Origin of the sequence: Rhizobium ecuadorense, from assembly GCF_001187535.1 — a bacterium.
GTDB classification, from domain to species: domain Bacteria; phylum Pseudomonadota; class Alphaproteobacteria; order Rhizobiales; family Rhizobiaceae; genus Rhizobium; species Rhizobium ecuadorense.
In genome coordinates this window covers 135,935-152,670 of the sequence record NZ_LFIO01001796.1, presented here as the reverse complement: position 1 = coordinate 152,670, position 16,736 = coordinate 135,935, and the positions used below count along the sequence as shown (strand labels likewise).

The 16,736-nt window shown below is 60.6% G+C and carries 17 protein-coding genes; 10 read left to right on the top strand and 7 right to left on the bottom strand.

Annotated features, from left to right (window positions below; all coding sequences use genetic code 11):
* Window positions 1–3: 3 nt before the first annotated feature.
* Both AF337_RS37995 and AF337_RS37990 read left to right on the top strand, forming a co-directional pair.
* Complete coding sequence (locus AF337_RS37995; RefSeq protein WP_049736197.1) at window positions 4–822, top strand: hypothetical protein; 819 nt, start codon at window positions 4–6, stop codon at window positions 820–822.
* Window positions 823–927: 105 nt separating this feature from the next.
* Entirely contained in the window at window positions 928–1,860 is a 933-nt protein-coding gene (locus AF337_RS37990) for a ribose-phosphate pyrophosphokinase (protein WP_049736196.1), read from the top strand.
* A gap of 198 nt (window positions 1,861–2,058) precedes the next feature.
* On the opposite strand, the gene AF337_RS37985 is transcribed toward AF337_RS37990, so the two are convergent.
* On the bottom strand, window positions 2,059–3,603 hold the full coding sequence (locus AF337_RS37985) for a hypothetical protein (RefSeq protein WP_049736195.1): 1,545 nt from the start codon (window positions 3,601–3,603) through the stop codon (window positions 2,059–2,061).
* A 342-nt stretch (window positions 3,604–3,945) separates the two neighbouring features.
* On the opposite strand from AF337_RS37985, the gene AF337_RS37980 reads away from it, so the two are divergent.
* The 5 genes from AF337_RS37980 to AF337_RS37960 all read left to right on the top strand — a co-directional run bounded on the left by AF337_RS37980 (window position 3,946) and on the right by AF337_RS37960 (window position 9,151).
* Window positions 3,946–4,554, top strand: a complete 609-nt coding sequence (locus AF337_RS37980) for a 50S ribosomal protein L25/general stress protein Ctc (protein ID WP_049736194.1) — start codon at window positions 3,946–3,948, stop codon at window positions 4,552–4,554.
* A gap of 235 nt (window positions 4,555–4,789) precedes the next feature.
* The gene (locus AF337_RS37975) at window positions 4,790–7,141 is read left to right on the top strand and encodes an EAL domain-containing protein (protein ID WP_049736193.1); all 2,352 of its coding nucleotides are present in this window, start codon (window positions 4,790–4,792) and stop codon (window positions 7,139–7,141) included.
* A 17-nt stretch (window positions 7,142–7,158) separates the two neighbouring features.
* Entirely contained in the window at window positions 7,159–7,872 is a 714-nt protein-coding gene (locus AF337_RS37970; RefSeq protein WP_049736293.1) for a substrate-binding periplasmic protein, read from the top strand.
* A gap of 89 nt (window positions 7,873–7,961) precedes the next feature.
* A complete protein-coding gene (gene pth, locus AF337_RS37965; RefSeq protein WP_049736192.1) occupies window positions 7,962–8,693 on the top strand; it encodes an aminoacyl-tRNA hydrolase in 732 nt (243 codons plus the stop codon).
* Window positions 8,690–9,151, top strand: coding sequence for a GNAT family N-acetyltransferase (locus AF337_RS37960; RefSeq protein WP_049736191.1), 462 nt, complete (start codon window positions 8,690–8,692; stop codon window positions 9,149–9,151). The genes pth and AF337_RS37960 overlap by 4 nt, the downstream gene beginning before the upstream one ends.
* Before the next feature lie 7 nt (window positions 9,152–9,158).
* Here AF337_RS37960 and clpS read toward each other — a convergent pair whose 3' ends face one another.
* A complete protein-coding gene (gene clpS, locus AF337_RS37955; protein WP_049736292.1) occupies window positions 9,159–9,470 on the bottom strand; it encodes an ATP-dependent Clp protease adapter ClpS in 312 nt (103 codons plus the stop codon).
* Between the two features lie 331 nt (window positions 9,471–9,801).
* On the opposite strand from clpS, the gene ychF reads away from it, so the two are divergent.
* Window positions 9,802–10,905, top strand: a complete 1,104-nt coding sequence (gene ychF, locus AF337_RS37950) for a redox-regulated ATPase YchF (RefSeq protein WP_049736190.1) — start codon at window positions 9,802–9,804, stop codon at window positions 10,903–10,905.
* Window positions 10,906–10,924: 19 nt separating this feature from the next.
* On the opposite strand, the gene AF337_RS37945 is transcribed toward ychF, so the two are convergent.
* Window positions 10,925–12,004 (bottom strand): hypothetical protein, encoded by a 1,080-nt coding sequence (locus tag AF337_RS37945; RefSeq protein WP_049736189.1) that lies wholly within the window; start codon window positions 12,002–12,004, stop codon window positions 10,925–10,927.
* A gap of 197 nt (window positions 12,005–12,201) precedes the next feature.
* Between AF337_RS37945 and AF337_RS37940 the strand changes: the two genes are divergently transcribed.
* Both AF337_RS37940 and AF337_RS37935 read left to right on the top strand, forming a co-directional pair.
* A complete protein-coding gene (locus AF337_RS37940) occupies window positions 12,202–12,690 on the top strand; it encodes a MaoC family dehydratase (protein WP_049736188.1) in 489 nt (162 codons plus the stop codon).
* Window positions 12,687–13,154: a MaoC family dehydratase gene (locus AF337_RS37935; RefSeq protein WP_049736187.1), complete on the top strand. Its 468-nt coding sequence runs from the start codon at window positions 12,687–12,689 to the stop codon at window positions 13,152–13,154. The genes AF337_RS37940 and AF337_RS37935 overlap by 4 nt, the downstream gene beginning before the upstream one ends.
* Before the next feature lie 24 nt (window positions 13,155–13,178).
* Here AF337_RS37935 and AF337_RS37930 read toward each other — a convergent pair whose 3' ends face one another.
* The 4 genes from AF337_RS37930 to petA form a co-directional block, all read right to left on the bottom strand.
* Entirely contained in the window at window positions 13,179–13,724 is a 546-nt protein-coding gene (locus AF337_RS37930; protein ID WP_049736186.1) for an adenine phosphoribosyltransferase, read from the bottom strand.
* Window positions 13,725–13,836: 112 nt separating this feature from the next.
* A complete protein-coding gene (locus AF337_RS37925) occupies window positions 13,837–14,721 on the bottom strand; it encodes a cytochrome c1 (protein ID WP_049736185.1) in 885 nt (294 codons plus the stop codon).
* Window positions 14,722–14,746: 25 nt separating this feature from the next.
* The gene (locus AF337_RS37920; RefSeq protein WP_049736184.1) at window positions 14,747–16,027 is read right to left on the bottom strand and encodes a cytochrome b; all 1,281 of its coding nucleotides are present in this window, start codon (window positions 16,025–16,027) and stop codon (window positions 14,747–14,749) included.
* A gap of 14 nt (window positions 16,028–16,041) precedes the next feature.
* Window positions 16,042–16,620 (bottom strand): ubiquinol-cytochrome c reductase iron-sulfur subunit, encoded by a 579-nt coding sequence (petA, locus tag AF337_RS37915; protein ID WP_082336913.1) that lies wholly within the window; start codon window positions 16,618–16,620, stop codon window positions 16,042–16,044.
* Window positions 16,621–16,736: the final 116 nt, after the last annotated feature.

Genomic DNA, 16,736 nt, shown 5'->3' with positions numbered 1-16,736 from the left:
GGGATGACGCGAGCTGCGATTGTGCCCACCCTCCTGGTCGTCACGGCTCTGCTGACCGCCTGCAATACCACCGATGCGCTGACGCCGCAGGTCGATATCGGCGATTCCTCCGCGCGCGCGTCGTCGAGCCCGGTGACGCAGGGCGAGGCCGAGCGTCTGGCGGGCACACGCCAGCGGGTCTTCGCCCAAAGCTCCCAGCCGGGTGGCTACCATCCAGCTTACGATCAGTCGCAGCAGGCCTATCGGCCCGGCACCGGCGCACCGCCGACGACAATGCAGGAACAGGCGGATGCCCTGTCGAGGAACAGTTCCTCGCCGGCCGCCTCCGCCCCGATCGAGGAACAATCGCTGCCACCGCCGGCTTCCGGCGGTGCGCCTCCCGCACAGTCGGCTCAGCCGGTCGAGATGCAACAGCCGCAACAGACCGCCGCCCTCCCCGGTTCCTCCTCTGCCCGCGGCAACACCGTGCGCTTCCTGCCGATCATCGGCGCACCGGTGCAGGCGGTGACCCCGCTCTCGCGCCAGCTCGGCGCCGAAGCGCGCGCGCACGGCCTTTCCATCAAGAGCTCGACCGATGCGAGCAGCGACTACATTCTCAAAGGTTATCTCTCCGCCTTCAGCGACGACGGCAAGGTCACCGTGGTCTATGTCTGGGACGTGCTCGACAGTGCCGGCGGCCGCCTGCACCGCATCCAGGGGCAGGAAAGCGTGCCGACGGCGGCGGCCGACCCCTGGGCGGGAGTTCCCGCCTCGGTGATGCAGCAGATCGGCTCGAAAACCATCGCGGAATTCTCCTCCTGGCGGCAGGCGCGGGGCGGTTAGTCACAAACTTTTCGCAAATATGAAAGCCTGTGGCGCCTTTGCCCTTGCATTCACGGGGAAGCTGGCTAAAAAGCGCGGCTATCAGCGCATAACGGGCGGACCAAAATGAAGGTTTTCGCAGGCAATTCGAACCGGCAACTCGCCGAAGCGATCTGCACCTATCTCAACGTTCCCTTGGGGAGAGCCAGTGTTCGAAGATTTGCCGATCAGGAAATCTTCGTGGAAATCCAGGAAAATGTGCGCGGCGAGGATGTTTTCCTCGTGCAGCCCACCGCCTTCCCTGCCAACGACCACCTGATGGAACTGCTGATCATGATCGACGCGATGCGTCGTTCCTCAGCCCGCCGCATCACCGCGGTGCTTCCCTATTTCGGCTATGCACGTCAGGACCGTCGCGCCTCAGGCCGCACGCCGATCTCCGCCAAGCTGGTCGCGAACCTCATTACCGAAGCCGGCGCCGACCGCGTCATGACGCTCGATCTCCATGCCGGGCAGATCCAGGGCTTCTTCGACATCCCCACAGACAATCTCTTCGCCCTGCCCGTGCTGACGCGCGACATCAAGAGCCATTACGACCTCAGCAACGTCGTGGTCGTTTCGCCCGATGTCGGCGGCGTGGTTCGCGCCCGCGCGCTTGCCAAGCGGCTGGACTGTCTTCTGGCCATCGTCGACAAGCGTCGCGATCGGCCGGGTGAATCGGAAGTGATGAACATCATCGGCGACATCGCCGGCAAGGACTGCCTGCTGATCGACGACATCGTCGATTCCGGCGGCACGCTCTGCAACGCGGCCGACGCGATGCTCGCCAAGGGCGCAGCCAGCGTCACCGCCTATATCACCCACGGCGTCCTCTCCGGCGGCGCGGTCACCCGCGTCACCTCCTCGAAGCTGCGCGAACTCGTCATTACGGATTCGATCCAGCCGACGACGGCCGTGCTCTCGGCACACAACATCCGCATCGTAACGACGGCGCCGCTGATCGGCGAAGCCATCAGCCGAACGGCTCAGGAAGAGTCGGTCTCCAGCCTCTTCGATTAAAAAGAGCCGGCATTCGACCGGCTCTTGCATCAGATGGACCAGGCTATTACCGGGCATGCTCACAGAGCAGCATGAATTGCTGGAAACGAAAGCCCAGAATAAACCGCCGTTCCGATCATTCCGCGAAGCTTGTCACGTAAGGCGCAAAAAGCCGGCACAAGGCCGGCTTCTTTTGTTTCTTATCCCGATTGATAACGCTCAAGGCTGCTGCGGCGGCGCAGGTACCGCATCCTGGCCCTGATCCGGTTCCTGCTCCTGGTCTGACTCCGTCCCCTGATCTTGATCCGGAGCGTCCGGCCCCTTGACCACCTGTCCGTTAACGGCAACCGCGCCGTCGCGGCTGATGCTGATATCCCAGCGCGAACGGCCGTCTGCATCGGTCTTGGCGAAGCCCTTCACCATCATGATGCCGAAGGAGACCTGGTTGAGATCGGGATCCGTCTTGGCAAGCTCCTGAACCGCGGCGATCGTCTTGTCCAGATCGCGGGCAAGGATCGTCGCCTCCATCGAATAGTCCTTCTCGGTGTCGATCCGTCCTTCGATCTTGCCCGTCACGTCGATGTCGTAAACATCCGACTTAGCGCTGATCTGCGGAAACTCGACGGCGAGGCGACCGTCGCGGAAGAGCTTCTTGCCCATCTCTTCGCCGCTCGCCTCCGGCGCATTGTCCTTGAAATCCATCGCCATCAAGGCATCGCCAAAACTGGCGAAGTCCAAATTCGGCACGGCAACTTGCAGATCGAAACTGGTCGGCATGAAAGTCGAATAGCTTGGCGGCATCAGCGGACTGTCGAGGCTGATATCTTGCGCATTCATGCCGAAGCCGAAGCGCATGGCATCGCTCGGCCCGTCCATAGCCACGTTGTAACCAAACGCCTTGACACCGCCATTGCCCAACTGGCTGCTGACGGTCAGATTGTTGACGCCAATCGTCTCGCTGAACGAAGCAAGAAGCGGGAAGGCTTCCTTGAGTATCCCCTTCACCTTGGCGCTATTTTCGGGGCTTAGTTCCTTCTCGTCGGCATGATCGAGAATGAAGAAGACCATGTCGCGGATCTGCTTGGCCGGCAGACCATTTATCTTGGCTTCGACGTCGATCGAGTCGGCACGGATTTCGACGGGCGGCATTTGTGCGCCGGAAACCTTCTCGACGAAAGTCGACGCCGAGCCGCTGCCGACGACATCAATACGCCCATTGCCGCCCGCACTGTCGGTCGAATTCAGCTTCTGATCCATGCTGGCGATGCTGGCGCTGACTTCTTCGGTCTCAGACTTGCTGGTGAGCTTGATGTCCTTTGCCGTGGCGGTGCTGGAGCGTAGGTAGCTGATCGCCGGATCGAAGATGCCAGCATAGACAAGAGAAGCAATGGAATAGGAGAAATCCGTCGGCTTTTGGTCAGGACCCTTGAAATGGCCGGAGACATCGAACTGATTGTCGCCTTCGATGTTCCAGAGCCCGCTGTCGAGCGGTGTGGCGAATGTCGAGAACGGCGTCAGCCCGTTGATCGTGAATTTTGCCGGATCGGCTTTGGAAAGCAGCTTTGCCAGATCGTAAATGATCTCGTAGCGCGTGCCGGTCGGATTGACGGTGATCAGGCCGCTCTTCGCCAGTTCCTCCGGCAGCAGCTTTGTCAGGCTGCCTTTGAGCGCATTGGCGCCGTCCTGGTTGATCTCGGCGCTCTGGGCCGTAGTGACAAGGCAAAGTGCCAGCAAGCTCGTTGCCGTGACAAGTTTAAGACGCATAGTCCGATTTCTCCTCAGCCGCTTTTTTGATTGCGGCATCCAAAGAGAGGAAGCGCGCCGATGTCAACCTCGGCTATAACGGGACTGCCGATTTTGCCGCTTTGCGGGACTGCGGGTTTCGCAGTAAGCGCAAACATTGCCTCCCGGACGCGGCATTCGCTTTGCCAAAAACAGGCTTAATCCGCAACTTGCGTTTCCGAGCGACTTATAATATAGGCCACCGGTCCGTGTAGACACCCTTGGAGGCAACGCGGATGAGGATGGGGAAACCCGCCTCCGGTTCGACGGAACAAGGCTTTTGCCCGCCGACGAACTCTCCAAATAACCTCGAAAGGAATAGCCATGAGCCAGGAAACTTACGAGCTCAAGGCCGAGGCGCGCGAACGGGTTGGTAAGGGGTCCGCCCGTGAACTTCGCCGCAACGGTTTGATTCCCGCTGTCATCTATGGTGACAAGCAGGCCCCCATTGCCATCGCTCTCAACACCAATGAGGTGACGAAGCGCATTCATGCCGGCGGTTTCATGACCACCGTGGCGACGATCGAAGTCGACGGCAAGAAGTACAAGGTTCTGCCGAAGGACTACCAGCTCGATCCGGTCCGCGACTTCACGATGCATGTCGATTTCCTGCGCGTCTCCGGCAACACCCAGGTGACCGTCGAAATCCCGGTTCACTTCATCAACGAAGAGAAGTCCCAGGGCCTCAAGGTCGGCGGCGTTCTGAACATCGTTCGCCATGAAGTCGAAGTTCATTGCCCGGCCGATGCGATCCCGGAATTCTTCAACGTTGACCTCAGCGGCAAGAAGATCGGCGACAGCATCCATATTTCGGAAGTCACCCTTCCGAAGGGCGTCACGACAGTCATCGACCGCGACTTCACGATCGCGACCATCATCGCTCCGGCTGCCGGCGTCGACGAGAGCGCCGCGGAAGGCGAAGCCGAAGCCTGATCGCTTCGACCAATTGGTAAAGCATACGGCCCGCTTTCCCGTGAACTGACCCCTGAAAGGTTGTCGTCCAACTTTCAGGAGCCAGTTCACTGGGAAGTCGGGCTTTTGATTGCCCGGCAAGTCCCTGTTTCAGCAACATTTAACGTATTCGTGAAAGCATGCTTCGTCAGCTGCGAAGAAGCCCGTCTTAACGCGCGACAGCAGATAGGGTCGGCCTGGGGGAGAAGACGGAACCATGAACAATTCCGTTGAGAACAGATTTTTTGGAATTGTTTGCGGAGCGCTGCTCGTTTTTGTCGCTCCTCTCTTTGTTCTCTTCCTTTTCCTTTCCTCGGAACGGGCCGACAAGGAAATACGCGATCATATTTCCGTTCTTCTGGTCGCCAATGCCCAGGCGCTGGCAAAGCCGCTCTGGGATCTCGATGAGGAGAGCGTCACCCAGATCAGCGCGACGGTCGTTTCCCAGGGCGCCATCGTCAAGGTCGAAGTGCGCGACCAGTCGGGCCAGCTCGACGTCAGCCAATCCACCATCCCGCGTTCCTTCGACGGCAAGCTCGTTCAGGTGTCGCGCGCCATTGTCTACAATACCGTCGACGGCCCGAAGAATCTCGGCAGCATCAGCGTTTATTATCCCGCACTCGGCTTGTTTTCCGGCCTCAAGCAGGAAGAGGTCGTCTTCATCTCGATCTTCATCTTCGCCGTACTGACCGTTTTCGGCACGGCGCTGATCGGCAACCGTTTCTTCGTCATCCAGCCGCTGATGCGGCTGATAGCAGCGATCGAGGCAACCCGGCAGCTCGGCTCCCGCCATCATGTCGACTGGCAGTCGAACGATGAGATGGGACGGCTTGCCCGCAGCTTCAACGAGATGCAGACCAAGCTTGAAAGCGAGGAAAAGGAGCTGAAGTTCGCTCACCGCCGCGCCACCGACATCTATAATCTGACGCCTGCCATGCTCTTCTCGCTCGACGAGGAAGACCGTATCACCGCCGTCAGCGATTACTGGCTGCTTGCCACCGGTTATAATCGCGCCGCCGTCATCGGCCGCAACTTCGCCGATCTCGTCACATCGACCACCCGCGACAAATTCGTCAAGCGCCGCCAGGCCGAAAGCAGTATGACGGTCACCGTCAAATTCGTTTGCCTGGACGGCCGCACCATGGACGTCCTCATCATGGAATCGGAAGCTGAAGCTGGCGCGCCCGATCGCCTCTCGCTCTCGGTCATGACCGATGTGACCGAACTCAAGGCCTCCGAGGACCGCAACCATCGCCAGGCGATCACCGATCACCTGACCGGGCTGCTCAACCGCCAGGGCTTCGAAGCCGTCCTCGACAACAAGATCGCCGCCGCCGACGCGGCCGGCCAGGAACTCGCCTGCCTCTTCGTCGATCTCGATCGCTTCAAGTGGATCAACGACAATATGGGCCATGCCGCCGGCGACATGGCGCTGGTCGAGCTCGTCGAGCGACTGAAGATCTATCTCGCTCCCTCCGACGAGGCCGCCCGTCTCGGCGGCGACGAATTTGCCATCCTATTGCCGGCGAAGGACGCCGAAAAACGCGCCAGGATGATGTGCGAGCAGATCGCCTCGATCTTCGATACGCCCTTCGCCCCCGACATGCATCTGAGTGCCTCCGTCGGCATCGCCATCTATCCGCACCATGCCGCAACCGCGGCCGAACTGCTGCAGAAATCCGACCTGGCGATGTATGCCAAGAAACGCGACGGCAAAAATGGCGCGCAGCTTTTCGACAACGCCATGCTCGACCGGGCCCGCAGCCGCGCCGAGATCGAGGCCAATATCGAAGCCGGTCTCATCGACAACTGGTTCGAGGCCTTCCTGCAGCCAATCGTCAATCTGAACGGTCGCGGTATCGCCGGTTTCGAAGCGCTGATGCGCCTCAACCATCCGCAGAAGGGCTTGATGCCGCCGGCCGAGATCATCAGCGTCGCCGAAGAGACGGCAAAGATTGTCCGCGTCGGCAATGTCATCATGGAGAAGGCGATCGCCAACCTCGCGAAGATTTCCCGCATATCGGGCATGGAGGATACCTATCTCGCCATCAACTTCTCGCCGCTGCAGTTCGAGCCCGCACTGCCGGCGCGTCTCGCCGCCATTGTCGGCCGCCACGGCATCCGCCCGGAACGCATCGTCGTCGAGATCACCGAAGCCGTGCTGATGCACGACAACCCGCAGATCCGCATGATCGTCACCGAGCTTCGCCGTTTCGGCTGCCGTATCGCGCTCGACGATTTCGGCACCGGCTATTCGTCGCTGAGCTACCTCAACCGCTTCCCTGTCGATATCATCAAGATCGACCAGTCCTTCACCCGCGCGATCAACGATGGCGACGACAACGTGCGCCAGAAGAGCCGCATGCTGATCGAAGGCATTACCACGCTCTCTCACAAGATGAACTGTACCGTCATCGCCGAGGGCATCGAGACCGAAGAGGAATGCCGCACGCTCCATCAGATGGGGCTTGATTACGGCCAGGGCTACCTCTTCCACCGTCCGCAGCACGCAGCCGTACTGATCGAGGAACTGATGGCCTCGCAATCGGCCGTCGCACGCGCCTCATGAACAAGGGAGATGAGATGATGAAAAAGCTCCTGCTTCTCGCATGCCTGGCGCTGCCCTGCGCCGCCCATGCGCAAACGGTGACCTTCACCACCGAGGATTACGCCCCCTTCAATTATCGCGACGGCAAGGAGATCAAGGGCGCGACCGTCGAGCAGGTCGAAAAGGTAATGGCCGCGATCGGCGTCGACTACACGATCGAGATCATGCCCTGGGCGCGCGCCTTCGGCCTCGCCCGCACCGCACCGATGACCTGCGTCTTCGCGACCGCCCACAACAGCGCACGCGACCCGTTGTTCAAATGGGTCGAACCGCTGCTCATCGATCGCAACATCCTGATCACCCGCAAAGGCTCTGGCGTCACCGCCGGCAATCTGGACGAGGCGAAGAAATATACGGTTGGCACCCAGCGCGAGGATTATACCGAGACGATCCTGAAGGAGAAGGGTTTCACCAAGCTTGATGTCGCCAGCGACTTCAACGCGACGCTGCGCAAGCTGCTCGGCGGGCGTATCGACATGATGCCGATTTCGGAACTTTATTTCGAAAAGCTGAAGGCCGACCAGCCGGTGGAAATGGTGACCGTGCTCTCCGCCCAACCGATGAGCATTGCCTGCGAGAAGAGTTTTCCGGACGATCTGCGCGCCAGGATGCAGGCGGCCCTCGACAAGCTGATCGCCGATGGCGTCCAGAAGCAGATCTTCCTGAAATACGGTATGAACCTGTCGGAATGACGCTGCCGGCGGGCTTGCCCTTTCCGCTTGACTTTGTTCTCGTTTCCGGGTGGTGAACGTGGGCAAAAGTTAAGCGAGGACGACAGGCCATGCTGATCATCGCGGGTCTCGGCAATCCCGGCGGCAAATACGCCGGCAACCGCCACAATATCGGCTTCATGGCCGTCGACGCCATTCATCGGCGCCACAGCTTCTCCCCCTGGTCGAAGAAATTCAGGGCCGAGATCGCCGAAGGCGAGCTCGGCGGCAAGAAGGTGCTGCTGATCAAGCCGCAGACCTTCATGAACCTCTCCGGCGAGGCTGTCGGCGAGGCGATGCGCTTTTATAAGCTCCAGCCCGCCGATCTCGTCGCGATCTATGACGAACTCGACCTTCCCCCAGGCAAGGCGCGGCTGAAAACCGGCGGCGGCCATGGCGGCCACAACGGCATCCGGTCGCTGGACGCCCATTGCGGCAAGGAGTACCGGCGGCTGCGGCTCGGCATCGGCCATCCCGGCATCAAGGAAATGGTGCAGAACCACGTGCTCGGCGATTTCGCCAAGGCCGACAAGGCTTGGCTGGAGCCGCTTCTCGATACGCTTGCCGACAATGCCGACATGCTGGTGCGAAATGAGGATTCGCAACTGATGAACAAGATCGCGCTGGCGCTCGGCGGCAAGGCCGAGGAGGAGAAGCGGCGGAAAGACAGCAAGACTACCGAAAAGAAGCCGGCCGGCCAGTCGCATATCCATCAGGCCCGCAACCACAATCAGCCGAAGGTGCTGGCCACCGGCCCGATGGCCGACATGCTGAAGAAGATGTTCGGCAACAAGGGGGAATGAGGCCGGTGCCGAACCTGGATTTCGCCATCCGTCCAGCCGCTGCAGGCGATCTCCCGGGGCTGACCATCCTCTATCAGCATTTGAACCCTACCGATCCGTTCCTCGAAAGGGCCATGGCCGAAGAGCGATTCTCGGCCATCATTGCTCAGCCCGGCATGACCGTATTCATCGGCTTCGCCTGCGATGTCGCCGCCGCCACCGTCACGCTGATCGTCGTGCCGAACCTGACGCGAAACGGCGCTTCCTATGCGCTGATCGAAAACGTCGTCACCCATGCCGATCACCGCCAGCGCGGTTATGCCGGTGCTGTCATCGGCCATGCGGTGACCGAGGCCTGGAAGGCCGGCTGCTACAAGGTGATGCTGCTCACCGGCTCGACGAACCCGGCGACGCATCGCTTTTACAAGAATTGCGGTTTTCTGCAGGATAAGACCGGCTATCAGATCCGCCGGCCCTGAACACGCGCTATTCCTCCGGCTCCGTCGTGAACATCAGCGGAAAGCCCATCTCCTTGGCAAGGTCGATACCTTCCTTGGCCTTGGTCTCGGCAATATCCCTGGCGCAGACAACGACCACGCAGGAGCCGAGCTTGTGCGCCGTCATCATCACCCTGTAGCCTGTCTCCTCGCTCATGCGGAAGACGGACTTCAGGATCACGATGACGAATTCGCGTGGGGTATAATCGTCATTGACGAGGATGACCTTATAGAGCTTCGGCTTGTCGAGCTTCGGCTTCACCTTGGCCTTCGGTTTCAGGGCAACGTCATTGTCACTCATCGGAAAATCCACCCGTTGATGACATGGGGTCAGCGATCTTCAAAACAGCTAATCAGTCGATGACGAATTTTCGGTAGTCAGCCGTCGCGGCTCCAAGCTTCAAACGAGCAAAACCGCTCGCCGGCTGCGACATCGATGCGGTCAATTGCATCTGAGCGAGGGCACACCCCGGTGAAATCCGCAATGCGCCGAAATCTCCGTCGCTTTTAACAATAGGTCAGCACGGATTGGTCGGCAAGTGAACGACGCTAAAACCTCTCTAAGACTTGACCATATTGCTCCTTTATCCCATAGGCACCAGCAAGGAATTCAAGAACAGCAGGTTTTAGCCATGGGCTTCAAATGCGGCATCGTCGGTCTGCCGAACGTCGGCAAATCGACCCTCTTCAACGCGCTCACCAAAACGGCGGCGGCACAGGCGGCGAATTATCCCTTCTGCACGATCGAGCCGAATACCGGCGAAGTCGCCGTGCCCGATCCGCGCATGCGCAAGCTTGCCGACATCGCCAAGTCGAAGGAACTGATCCCGACCCGCATCTCCTTTGTCGATATCGCCGGCCTGGTGCGAGGCGCCTCGAAAGGCGAAGGCCTCGGCAACCAGTTCCTCGCCAATATCCGCGAAGTCGACGCCATCGTGCATGTGCTGCGCTGCTTCGAAGACAGCGACATCACCCATGTCGAAGGCCGCATCAACCCGGTCGCCGATGCCGAGACCATCGAAACCGAGCTTATGCTCGCCGACCTCGAAAGCCTGGAGCGCCGCACCGAGCAGACGCGAAAGCGCGCCACCAGCAAGGACAAGGAATCGGTGGCGATGCTGCCGATCATGGAAGCCTCGCTGAAACTGCTCAACGAAGGCAAGCCGGTGCGCACGCTGCTGTCGACGCTCGATGCCGAGGAAATCGCAATCCTCAAGGGTCTCAACCTTTTGACTTCGCATCCGGTGCTCTACGTCTGCAACGTCGCCGAGGCTGAGGCCTCCACAGGCAACGAATTCACCGAGGCCGTCGCCGCCATGGCGCGGGAACAGGGCGCCGAAACCGTCGTTATCTCGGCAGCGATCGAAGCTGAGGTCGCCCAGCTTCCCGAAGATGAAGCCAAGGAATTCCTCTCCGCCCTCGACCTCGACGAGGCAGGCCTCGACCGGCTGATCCGCGCCGGCTACAAGCTGCTCCACCTCATCACCTATTTCACCGTCGGCCCGAAGGAAACGCGCGCCTGGACGATCGAGCGCGGCACCAAGGCGCCGCAGGCGGCCGGCGTCATCCATTCGGATTTCGAGCGCGGCTTCATCCGCGCCAACACCATCGCCTATGACGATTACATCAAGTACAACGGCGAAGTCGGCGCCAAGGATGCCGGCAAGGCGCGCGACGAAGGCAAGGAATATGTCGTCCAGGACGGCGACGTCATCCACTTCCGCTTCAATACCTAAATAAAGGAGCGCTGCCGCCTCAACCTGGCGGCAGCCTGTTTGCGATTGCCGGCGGCAGTGCCCTGAGCACCAGCCGCCGAAGCGGCATCCAGCCGGTGCCGATGATCAATACGATCGCGCCGACAACGATCAGCGTTGTGAAGATGTAGGTGTCGACCGTAGCGTTTCCCCGCCTGACGACGCTGAAGATCGCGACGCCGAGCGACAGCAGCCCAGATGTCACGAAGGCGCGCCGGTCGATGACGAGACCGATCAGCATCAGCGCCGTCACCGTCGCGACGACCACGGGTGTCCGCGCCGACATGTTCGCGACGTCGAGGATACGGACGTCTGCCCCTAAAGACAGCAGGGAAACGGTGCTGTAGAGCAGCGCCGGCGCCGCCCCGAGATGCAGCCAGAAGGCAATATCCGAACGCGTCGTCCGCCGCAGCCGGTCGCCGAGATCGAAAAAAAGCGCCATCGCAAACAGTCCGAGCGCGCAGATCAGGGAAACCAGCGCCAGCACGGCGGGATGATCGAGGAAAAACGCCGGATTGCCGCTTGCCCATTGCACCAGCCGCAAAAGCAGGGTGAGGACGAAAGCAAGCGCCGACATGATAGAGAGCGCCAGCGACAGCGGCACGCGGTAGCGGACGTAATAGACGCCGAGAAGCATCGGGAAGCCGGCGACGAACTGCGTCGCCTCCGCTCCGAAGGATTGGGAGGTCGGCGTCCACGGCGGGAAGAAATGGGACATCAACAATCCTGTCCAGCAGAACAGCGCGATCGTCAGGCTGACGGCCGGCAAAGCGAGACGCTGGCGGTACACCAGTATTTCCGAAAGCACGATGATGGCAGGCAGCACAGCATAAAGTGCGGCAAGCCCCCAGAGGCCGCAAAGCGCCACGATGACTCCGATGGTGATCAGCACGTCGTGGAACCCGCGCACGAAGCGCGGTGTCTCGGTATCCGACCAGGCCCGCCCCTCGGCGCTCGTTGCCGGCTCTTCGACGACAGCAACGCCGCGCTCGCTCAAGAACGGCAAGAGCCGCCCGCCCGCCTCTGACGAAATCAGGTCCTGGCGCACTGCCTCCTCGAGTATAGACCTTAGTTCCGTCATACCGGTTTATCTCCCCGGAATCATTGAGCCCACGCGGATGCTATTGTAAGCAATAGAGCATGATGCCGAAAAATGTGAGCGGTTTTCGGGCGACATCATGCTCTAACTCTTTAATGTAGAACAGGATTCAGATTTTAGGCTGATCCGGCCTAAAATCTGAATCCTGTTCCAGGCGCTGCATATGGCGGGAGAAGCGAATGTCGGCAGAAAAGCTTTCCTTCGAGGATTTTGAGCCCGGTCGACGCTTCGCCCTCGGCCCGAAGCTGGTGCTCGCCGAGGAGATCATCGAGTTTGCAGCGGAATTCGACCCGCAGCCGATGCATCTCGACGAGGCTGCCGGCCGCGCCAGCATTCTCGGCGGTCTCGCCGCCTCCGGCTGGCATACGTCCGCGATGCTCATGCGCATGATGGCCGACAGTTACATCCTGAACGCGCTCTGCGAGGGTGCGCCGGGTATCGACCTGATGGAATGGCGAAAGCCGGTGCTTTCAGGCGATACATTGCAGGGTCACTCGACCGTGCTTGAAGCCCGGCCGATGCGCTCGCGCCCCGGCATCGGAATCGCCAAGTTCCGCCACGAGGTGGAAAATCAGCGCGGCGAGCTCGTCTGTCTCTCGGAAAATTCGGTCATGATCCGCATGCGCCTCGCGCCGGGGATCGGCACGAGCCCGGAGGTATTGGCATGAGAATGTCCGAGCTTTACGCCGTCGGCGAGAAGGCCGAGATCGGCAGCTACACTTTCACCGAGGAAAACATCATCCGCTTCGCCAGACGTCACGATCCGCAGCGTTTTCATGTCGATAAAGAAGCCGCCAAGGACACCCTCTTCGGCGGTCTTTGTGCGTCGGGCTGGCACACCACCGCCGCCTGGATGCGGACGTTCCTCGCCTTCTGGAAAAGCCAGAGCGTCGCCCTCGCCCAAAGGGGCCTGAAGGCGCCGAACCTCGGCCCCTCGCCGGGCTTTCAGAAACTGCAATGGCTGCGGCCGATCTTCCCGGGCGACGTCGTGACCTATTCCGTCGCCCTCCTCTCCAGCCGGCCGCTCGCGTCGCGGCCGGGCTGGCACCTCAACACCATTCTCTGCGAAGGCATCAATCAGAACGGCGAAGCCGTCATGCGCTTCGAAAGCGGCGTGCTCGAATTCGACTGACGCTGCTGGGGAATGTCTACGGACTCAGTGGCCGGAGAATTCGACCAGCGTGTGCACGACGACGCCGAGCTCTTCCAGCTTCTTGCGGCCGCCAAGGTCCGGCAGATCGATAACGAAACAGGCGCCGACCACCTCGGCGCCGATCTGGCGCAGCAGCTTGGTCGCACCCACGGCAGTACCGCCGGTGGCGATCAGGTCGTCCACCAGGATCACCTTTTCGCCGGGCTGCACCGCGTCGCGATGCATCTCCATCTCGTCGACGCCATATTCCAGGCTGTAGGCGATGCGCACCGTATCGTGCGGCAGCTTGCCCTTCTTGCGGATCGGTACGAAGCCGGAGGAAAGCTGGTGCGCCACCGCGCCGCCGAGGATGAAGCCGCGTGCCTCCATGCCGGCGATCTTGTCGATCTTCGTCCCGGCATAGGGCTGCACAAGTTCATCGACCGCCCGGCGGAAAGCGCGGGGGTTACCGAGCAGCGTGGTGATGTCGCGGAAGATGATGCCGGGCTTGGGATAGTCTGGAATGGAGCGGATGCTGGCGGCAAGCTCCGAAGTCATATTCTTGTCCATGGAAAGTCCATATCTGCGAGCGCTTTAAATCGGCGGCACCCTATCAATTGCCCGGGGCGGAACCAACAAAAAAGGCGGCCGAAGCCGCCTTTTGAATGTTGATCGGGAACGTTCAGTGTTCCTTGTTGGCGTAGACCGAGCGCTTCGTCAGGTAGATCAGCACCGTGAAGATCGCCAGGAAGATCATGACCATGAAGCCAGTCCGCTTGCGCTCTTCGAGATGCGGCTCGGCGGCCCACATCAGGAAGGAAGAGACGTCCTTGGAATACTGGTCAACGGTCTGCGGCGCGCCATCGTCATAGGTCACTTGGCCGTCGGAGAGCGGCTTCGGCATGGCGAGGACGGCGGCAGCATGGAAATAAGGGTTGTAATGCCCGCCCTGCGGCACCTGGAAACCGGCCGGCGGCTCTTCATAGCCGGTCAACAGTGCGTGGATATAATCCGGACCGTTCTCCTGATACTGCGTGAAGATGTCAAAGACGAAACGCGGGAAGCCGCGCTCGACTTCGCGGGCCTTGGCGATCAGCGAAAAGTCAGGCGGAGCCGCGCCGTTGTTGGAAGCGGCGGCCGCCTCCGCATTGGCGAAAGGCGCCGGGAAGTGATCGGAGGGGACTGCCTTGCGGGTAAACATCTCGCCGGCCGCATTCGGCCCGTCCTGGACCTCGTAGTTCGCGGCGAAAGCCTTCACCTGCGCCTCGTTGTAGCCGAGCTCGTCGAGCATTCGGAAAGGCACGAGGTTCATCGAATGGCAGGCGGAACAGACTTCGGTGTAGACCTTGAGGCCGCGCTGAAGCTGAGCCTTGTCGTAATGGCCGAACGGACCGGCAAAACTCCACTCTTCCTCCTTGGGCTCCTTCAGCGGATAGTGCGGCGTCGCACCTTCCTCGTGATGGGCGGGCGCCGCGCCATTGGCGGGCGTGGCTTCCTCGGCGAAGGCGGCGCTGCCCAGAAGGGCAGCGACTGCGAGCGGAAGAATGCTTGCAACAAGCGTTTTCATATTTCTGTTTCCTTCCGTCGCGCGCTTACGCATTGGCCGCAGCACTGGCTGCTGCTGTCTTGTTGCGCTTTTCGAGCACCGCTTCGGTGATCGAGTTCGGGATGCGCCGCGGTGTCTCGACAAGGCCGAGAACTGGCATCGCGACCAGGAAGAAAGCGAAGTAGAGGAGCGTGCAGATCTGCGAAATCGTGGTGAACAGGCCTTCCGCGGGCTGCGAGCCGAGCCAGCCGAGGATGATCGCATTGATCACGAACAGCCAGTAGAACAGCTTGTACCAGGGACGGTAGACGGCCGAGCGGACCTTAGAGGTATCGAGCCAAGGCAGGAAGAACAGCACGATGATCGCGCCGAACATGACGAGCACGCCGCCGAGTTTGGAATCGATCGGGCCGACGTTGAAGGTGATCGAACGCAGCATCGCGTAGAACGGCAGGAAGTACCATTCCGGAACGATGTGGGCCGGCGTCTTCAGCGGGTCTGCCGGAATGTAGTTGTCGGCATGGCCGAGGAAGTTCGGCAGGTAGAAGACGAAATAGGCATAGACCAGCAGGAAGACGGAGACGCCGAGCGCATCCTTCATCGTCGCATACGGCGTGAAGCGCACGGTGTCCGTCTTGGTCTTGACCTCGATACCGGTCGGGTTCGTCTGGCCGGTGACGTGCAGCGCCCAGATGTGCAGGACGACGACGCCGGCAATCATGAAGGGCAGCAGGTAATGCAGCGAAAAGAAGCGGTTCAGCGTCGGCTGATCGACGGCGAAGCCGCCAAGCAGGAACTGCTGGATCCATTCGCCGACCAGCGGGAAGGCTGAGAAGAAGCCGGTGATGACGGTCGCGCCCCAGAAGGACATCTGACCCCAGGGCAGAACATAGCCCATGAAGCCGGTCGCCATCATCAGGAGGTAGATGACGACGCCGAGGATCCAGAGAATTTCGCGCGGCGCCTTGTAGGAACCGTAATAGAGGCCGCGGGCAATGTGCAGGTAAACGGCCACGAAGAAGAAGGAGGCGCCGTTGGCATGCATATAGCGCAGCAGCCAGCCGTGGTTGACGTCGCGCATGATCTTTTCAACAGAGTTGAAAGCCAGCGACGTGTCGGCGGCATAATGCATGGCGAGCGTGACGCCTGTCAGGATCTGTACGATCAGCATGACGGCGAGCATGGCACCGAACGTATAGGCATAGTTCAGGTTCCTGGGAACCGGATATGCAATGAAGCTGTCATAGACCATGCGCGGCAAAGGCAGGCGCGCATCGACCCATTTCTCAAGGCCGGTTGATGGCTCGTAGCTGGAATGGCCACTCATTAATCAGTCTCCCCTCAACCGATCTTGATCTTGGTATCGGATATAAATGAAAAGGTCGGAATCGCCAGATTCTGCGGCGCAGGACCCTTACGGATGCGGCCGGCCGTATCATAAACCGAGCCATGGCAGGGACAGAACCAACCATTATATTCGCCGGCCTGGCCGAGCGGCACACAACCGAGATGGGTGCAGGTGCCAATCATGACGATCCAGTTTTCCTTGTCCTTGCCGCCTGAACGATCGACGCCCGTTGCCTGAGCCTCGGGCGGCAGATTGGCATTGCGGGCGACCGGGTCCTTGAGATCGGCCAGCGGAACATCGGCGGCTGCCTTCACTTCCTCAGGCGTACGGTTGCGAATGAAGATCGGCTTGCCGCGCCACTTCACCGTCAGCGACATACCGGGCTCGAGGCTCGCGACATCGACTTCGATGGAAGCCAGAGCCAGCGTCGACGCATCCGGGCGCATCTGGTCGATGAACGGCCAGGCAACCGCGACGGCGCCGACAGCACCCGCCATTCCAGTGGTGAGATAAAGGAAATCACGGCGAGTAGGCTCTGCTGAAGCCTCGCTTGTCGTTACGTGTTCGCTCACGGCCTAACCATCCTCTGCGCAATTATAGCGGAATTCCGCCCTGCCCCCTCTGCCGGCGAATCGATCTGGACACAATTCGGCCATAGATTCCCCGGCAATCCGGCGCGTTCTAAGCT

Bases quoted from the DNA above. Each gene is read 5' to 3' on its own strand.
- clpS (WP_049736292.1), bottom strand. From the start codon at position 9,470: ATGAGTGACAATGACGTTGCCCTGAAACCGAAGGCCAAGGTGAAGCCG.
- AF337_RS37975 (WP_049736193.1), top strand. From the start codon at position 4,790: ATGAACAATTCCGTTGAGAACAGATTTTTTGGAATTGTTTGCGGAGCG.
- AF337_RS37990 (WP_049736196.1), top strand. From the start codon at position 928: ATGAAGGTTTTCGCAGGCAATTCGAACCGGCAACTCGCCGAAGCGATC.
- AF337_RS37980 (WP_049736194.1), top strand. From the start codon at position 3,946: ATGAGCCAGGAAACTTACGAGCTCAAGGCCGAGGCGCGCGAACGGGTT.
- AF337_RS37970 (WP_049736293.1), top strand. From the start codon at position 7,159: ATGAAAAAGCTCCTGCTTCTCGCATGCCTGGCGCTGCCCTGCGCCGCC.
- pth (WP_049736192.1), top strand. From the start codon at position 7,962: ATGCTGATCATCGCGGGTCTCGGCAATCCCGGCGGCAAATACGCCGGC.
- AF337_RS37920 (WP_049736184.1), bottom strand. From the start codon at position 16,027: ATGAGTGGCCATTCCAGCTACGAGCCATCAACCGGCCTTGAGAAATGG.
- AF337_RS37985 (WP_049736195.1), bottom strand. From the start codon at position 3,603: ATGCGTCTTAAACTTGTCACGGCAACGAGCTTGCTGGCACTTTGCCTT.
- AF337_RS37930 (WP_049736186.1), bottom strand. From the start codon at position 13,724: ATGGACAAGAATATGACTTCGGAGCTTGCCGCCAGCATCCGCTCCATT.
- ychF (WP_049736190.1), top strand. From the start codon at position 9,802: ATGGGCTTCAAATGCGGCATCGTCGGTCTGCCGAACGTCGGCAAATCG.
- AF337_RS37935 (WP_049736187.1), top strand. From the start codon at position 12,687: ATGAGAATGTCCGAGCTTTACGCCGTCGGCGAGAAGGCCGAGATCGGC.
- AF337_RS37960 (WP_049736191.1), top strand. From the start codon at position 8,690: ATGAGGCCGGTGCCGAACCTGGATTTCGCCATCCGTCCAGCCGCTGCA.
- AF337_RS37925 (WP_049736185.1), bottom strand. From the start codon at position 14,721: ATGAAAACGCTTGTTGCAAGCATTCTTCCGCTCGCAGTCGCTGCCCTT.
- AF337_RS37940 (WP_049736188.1), top strand. From the start codon at position 12,202: ATGTCGGCAGAAAAGCTTTCCTTCGAGGATTTTGAGCCCGGTCGACGC.
- AF337_RS37995 (WP_049736197.1), top strand. From the start codon at position 4: ATGACGCGAGCTGCGATTGTGCCCACCCTCCTGGTCGTCACGGCTCTG.
- AF337_RS37945 (WP_049736189.1), bottom strand. From the start codon at position 12,004: ATGACGGAACTAAGGTCTATACTCGAGGAGGCAGTGCGCCAGGACCTG.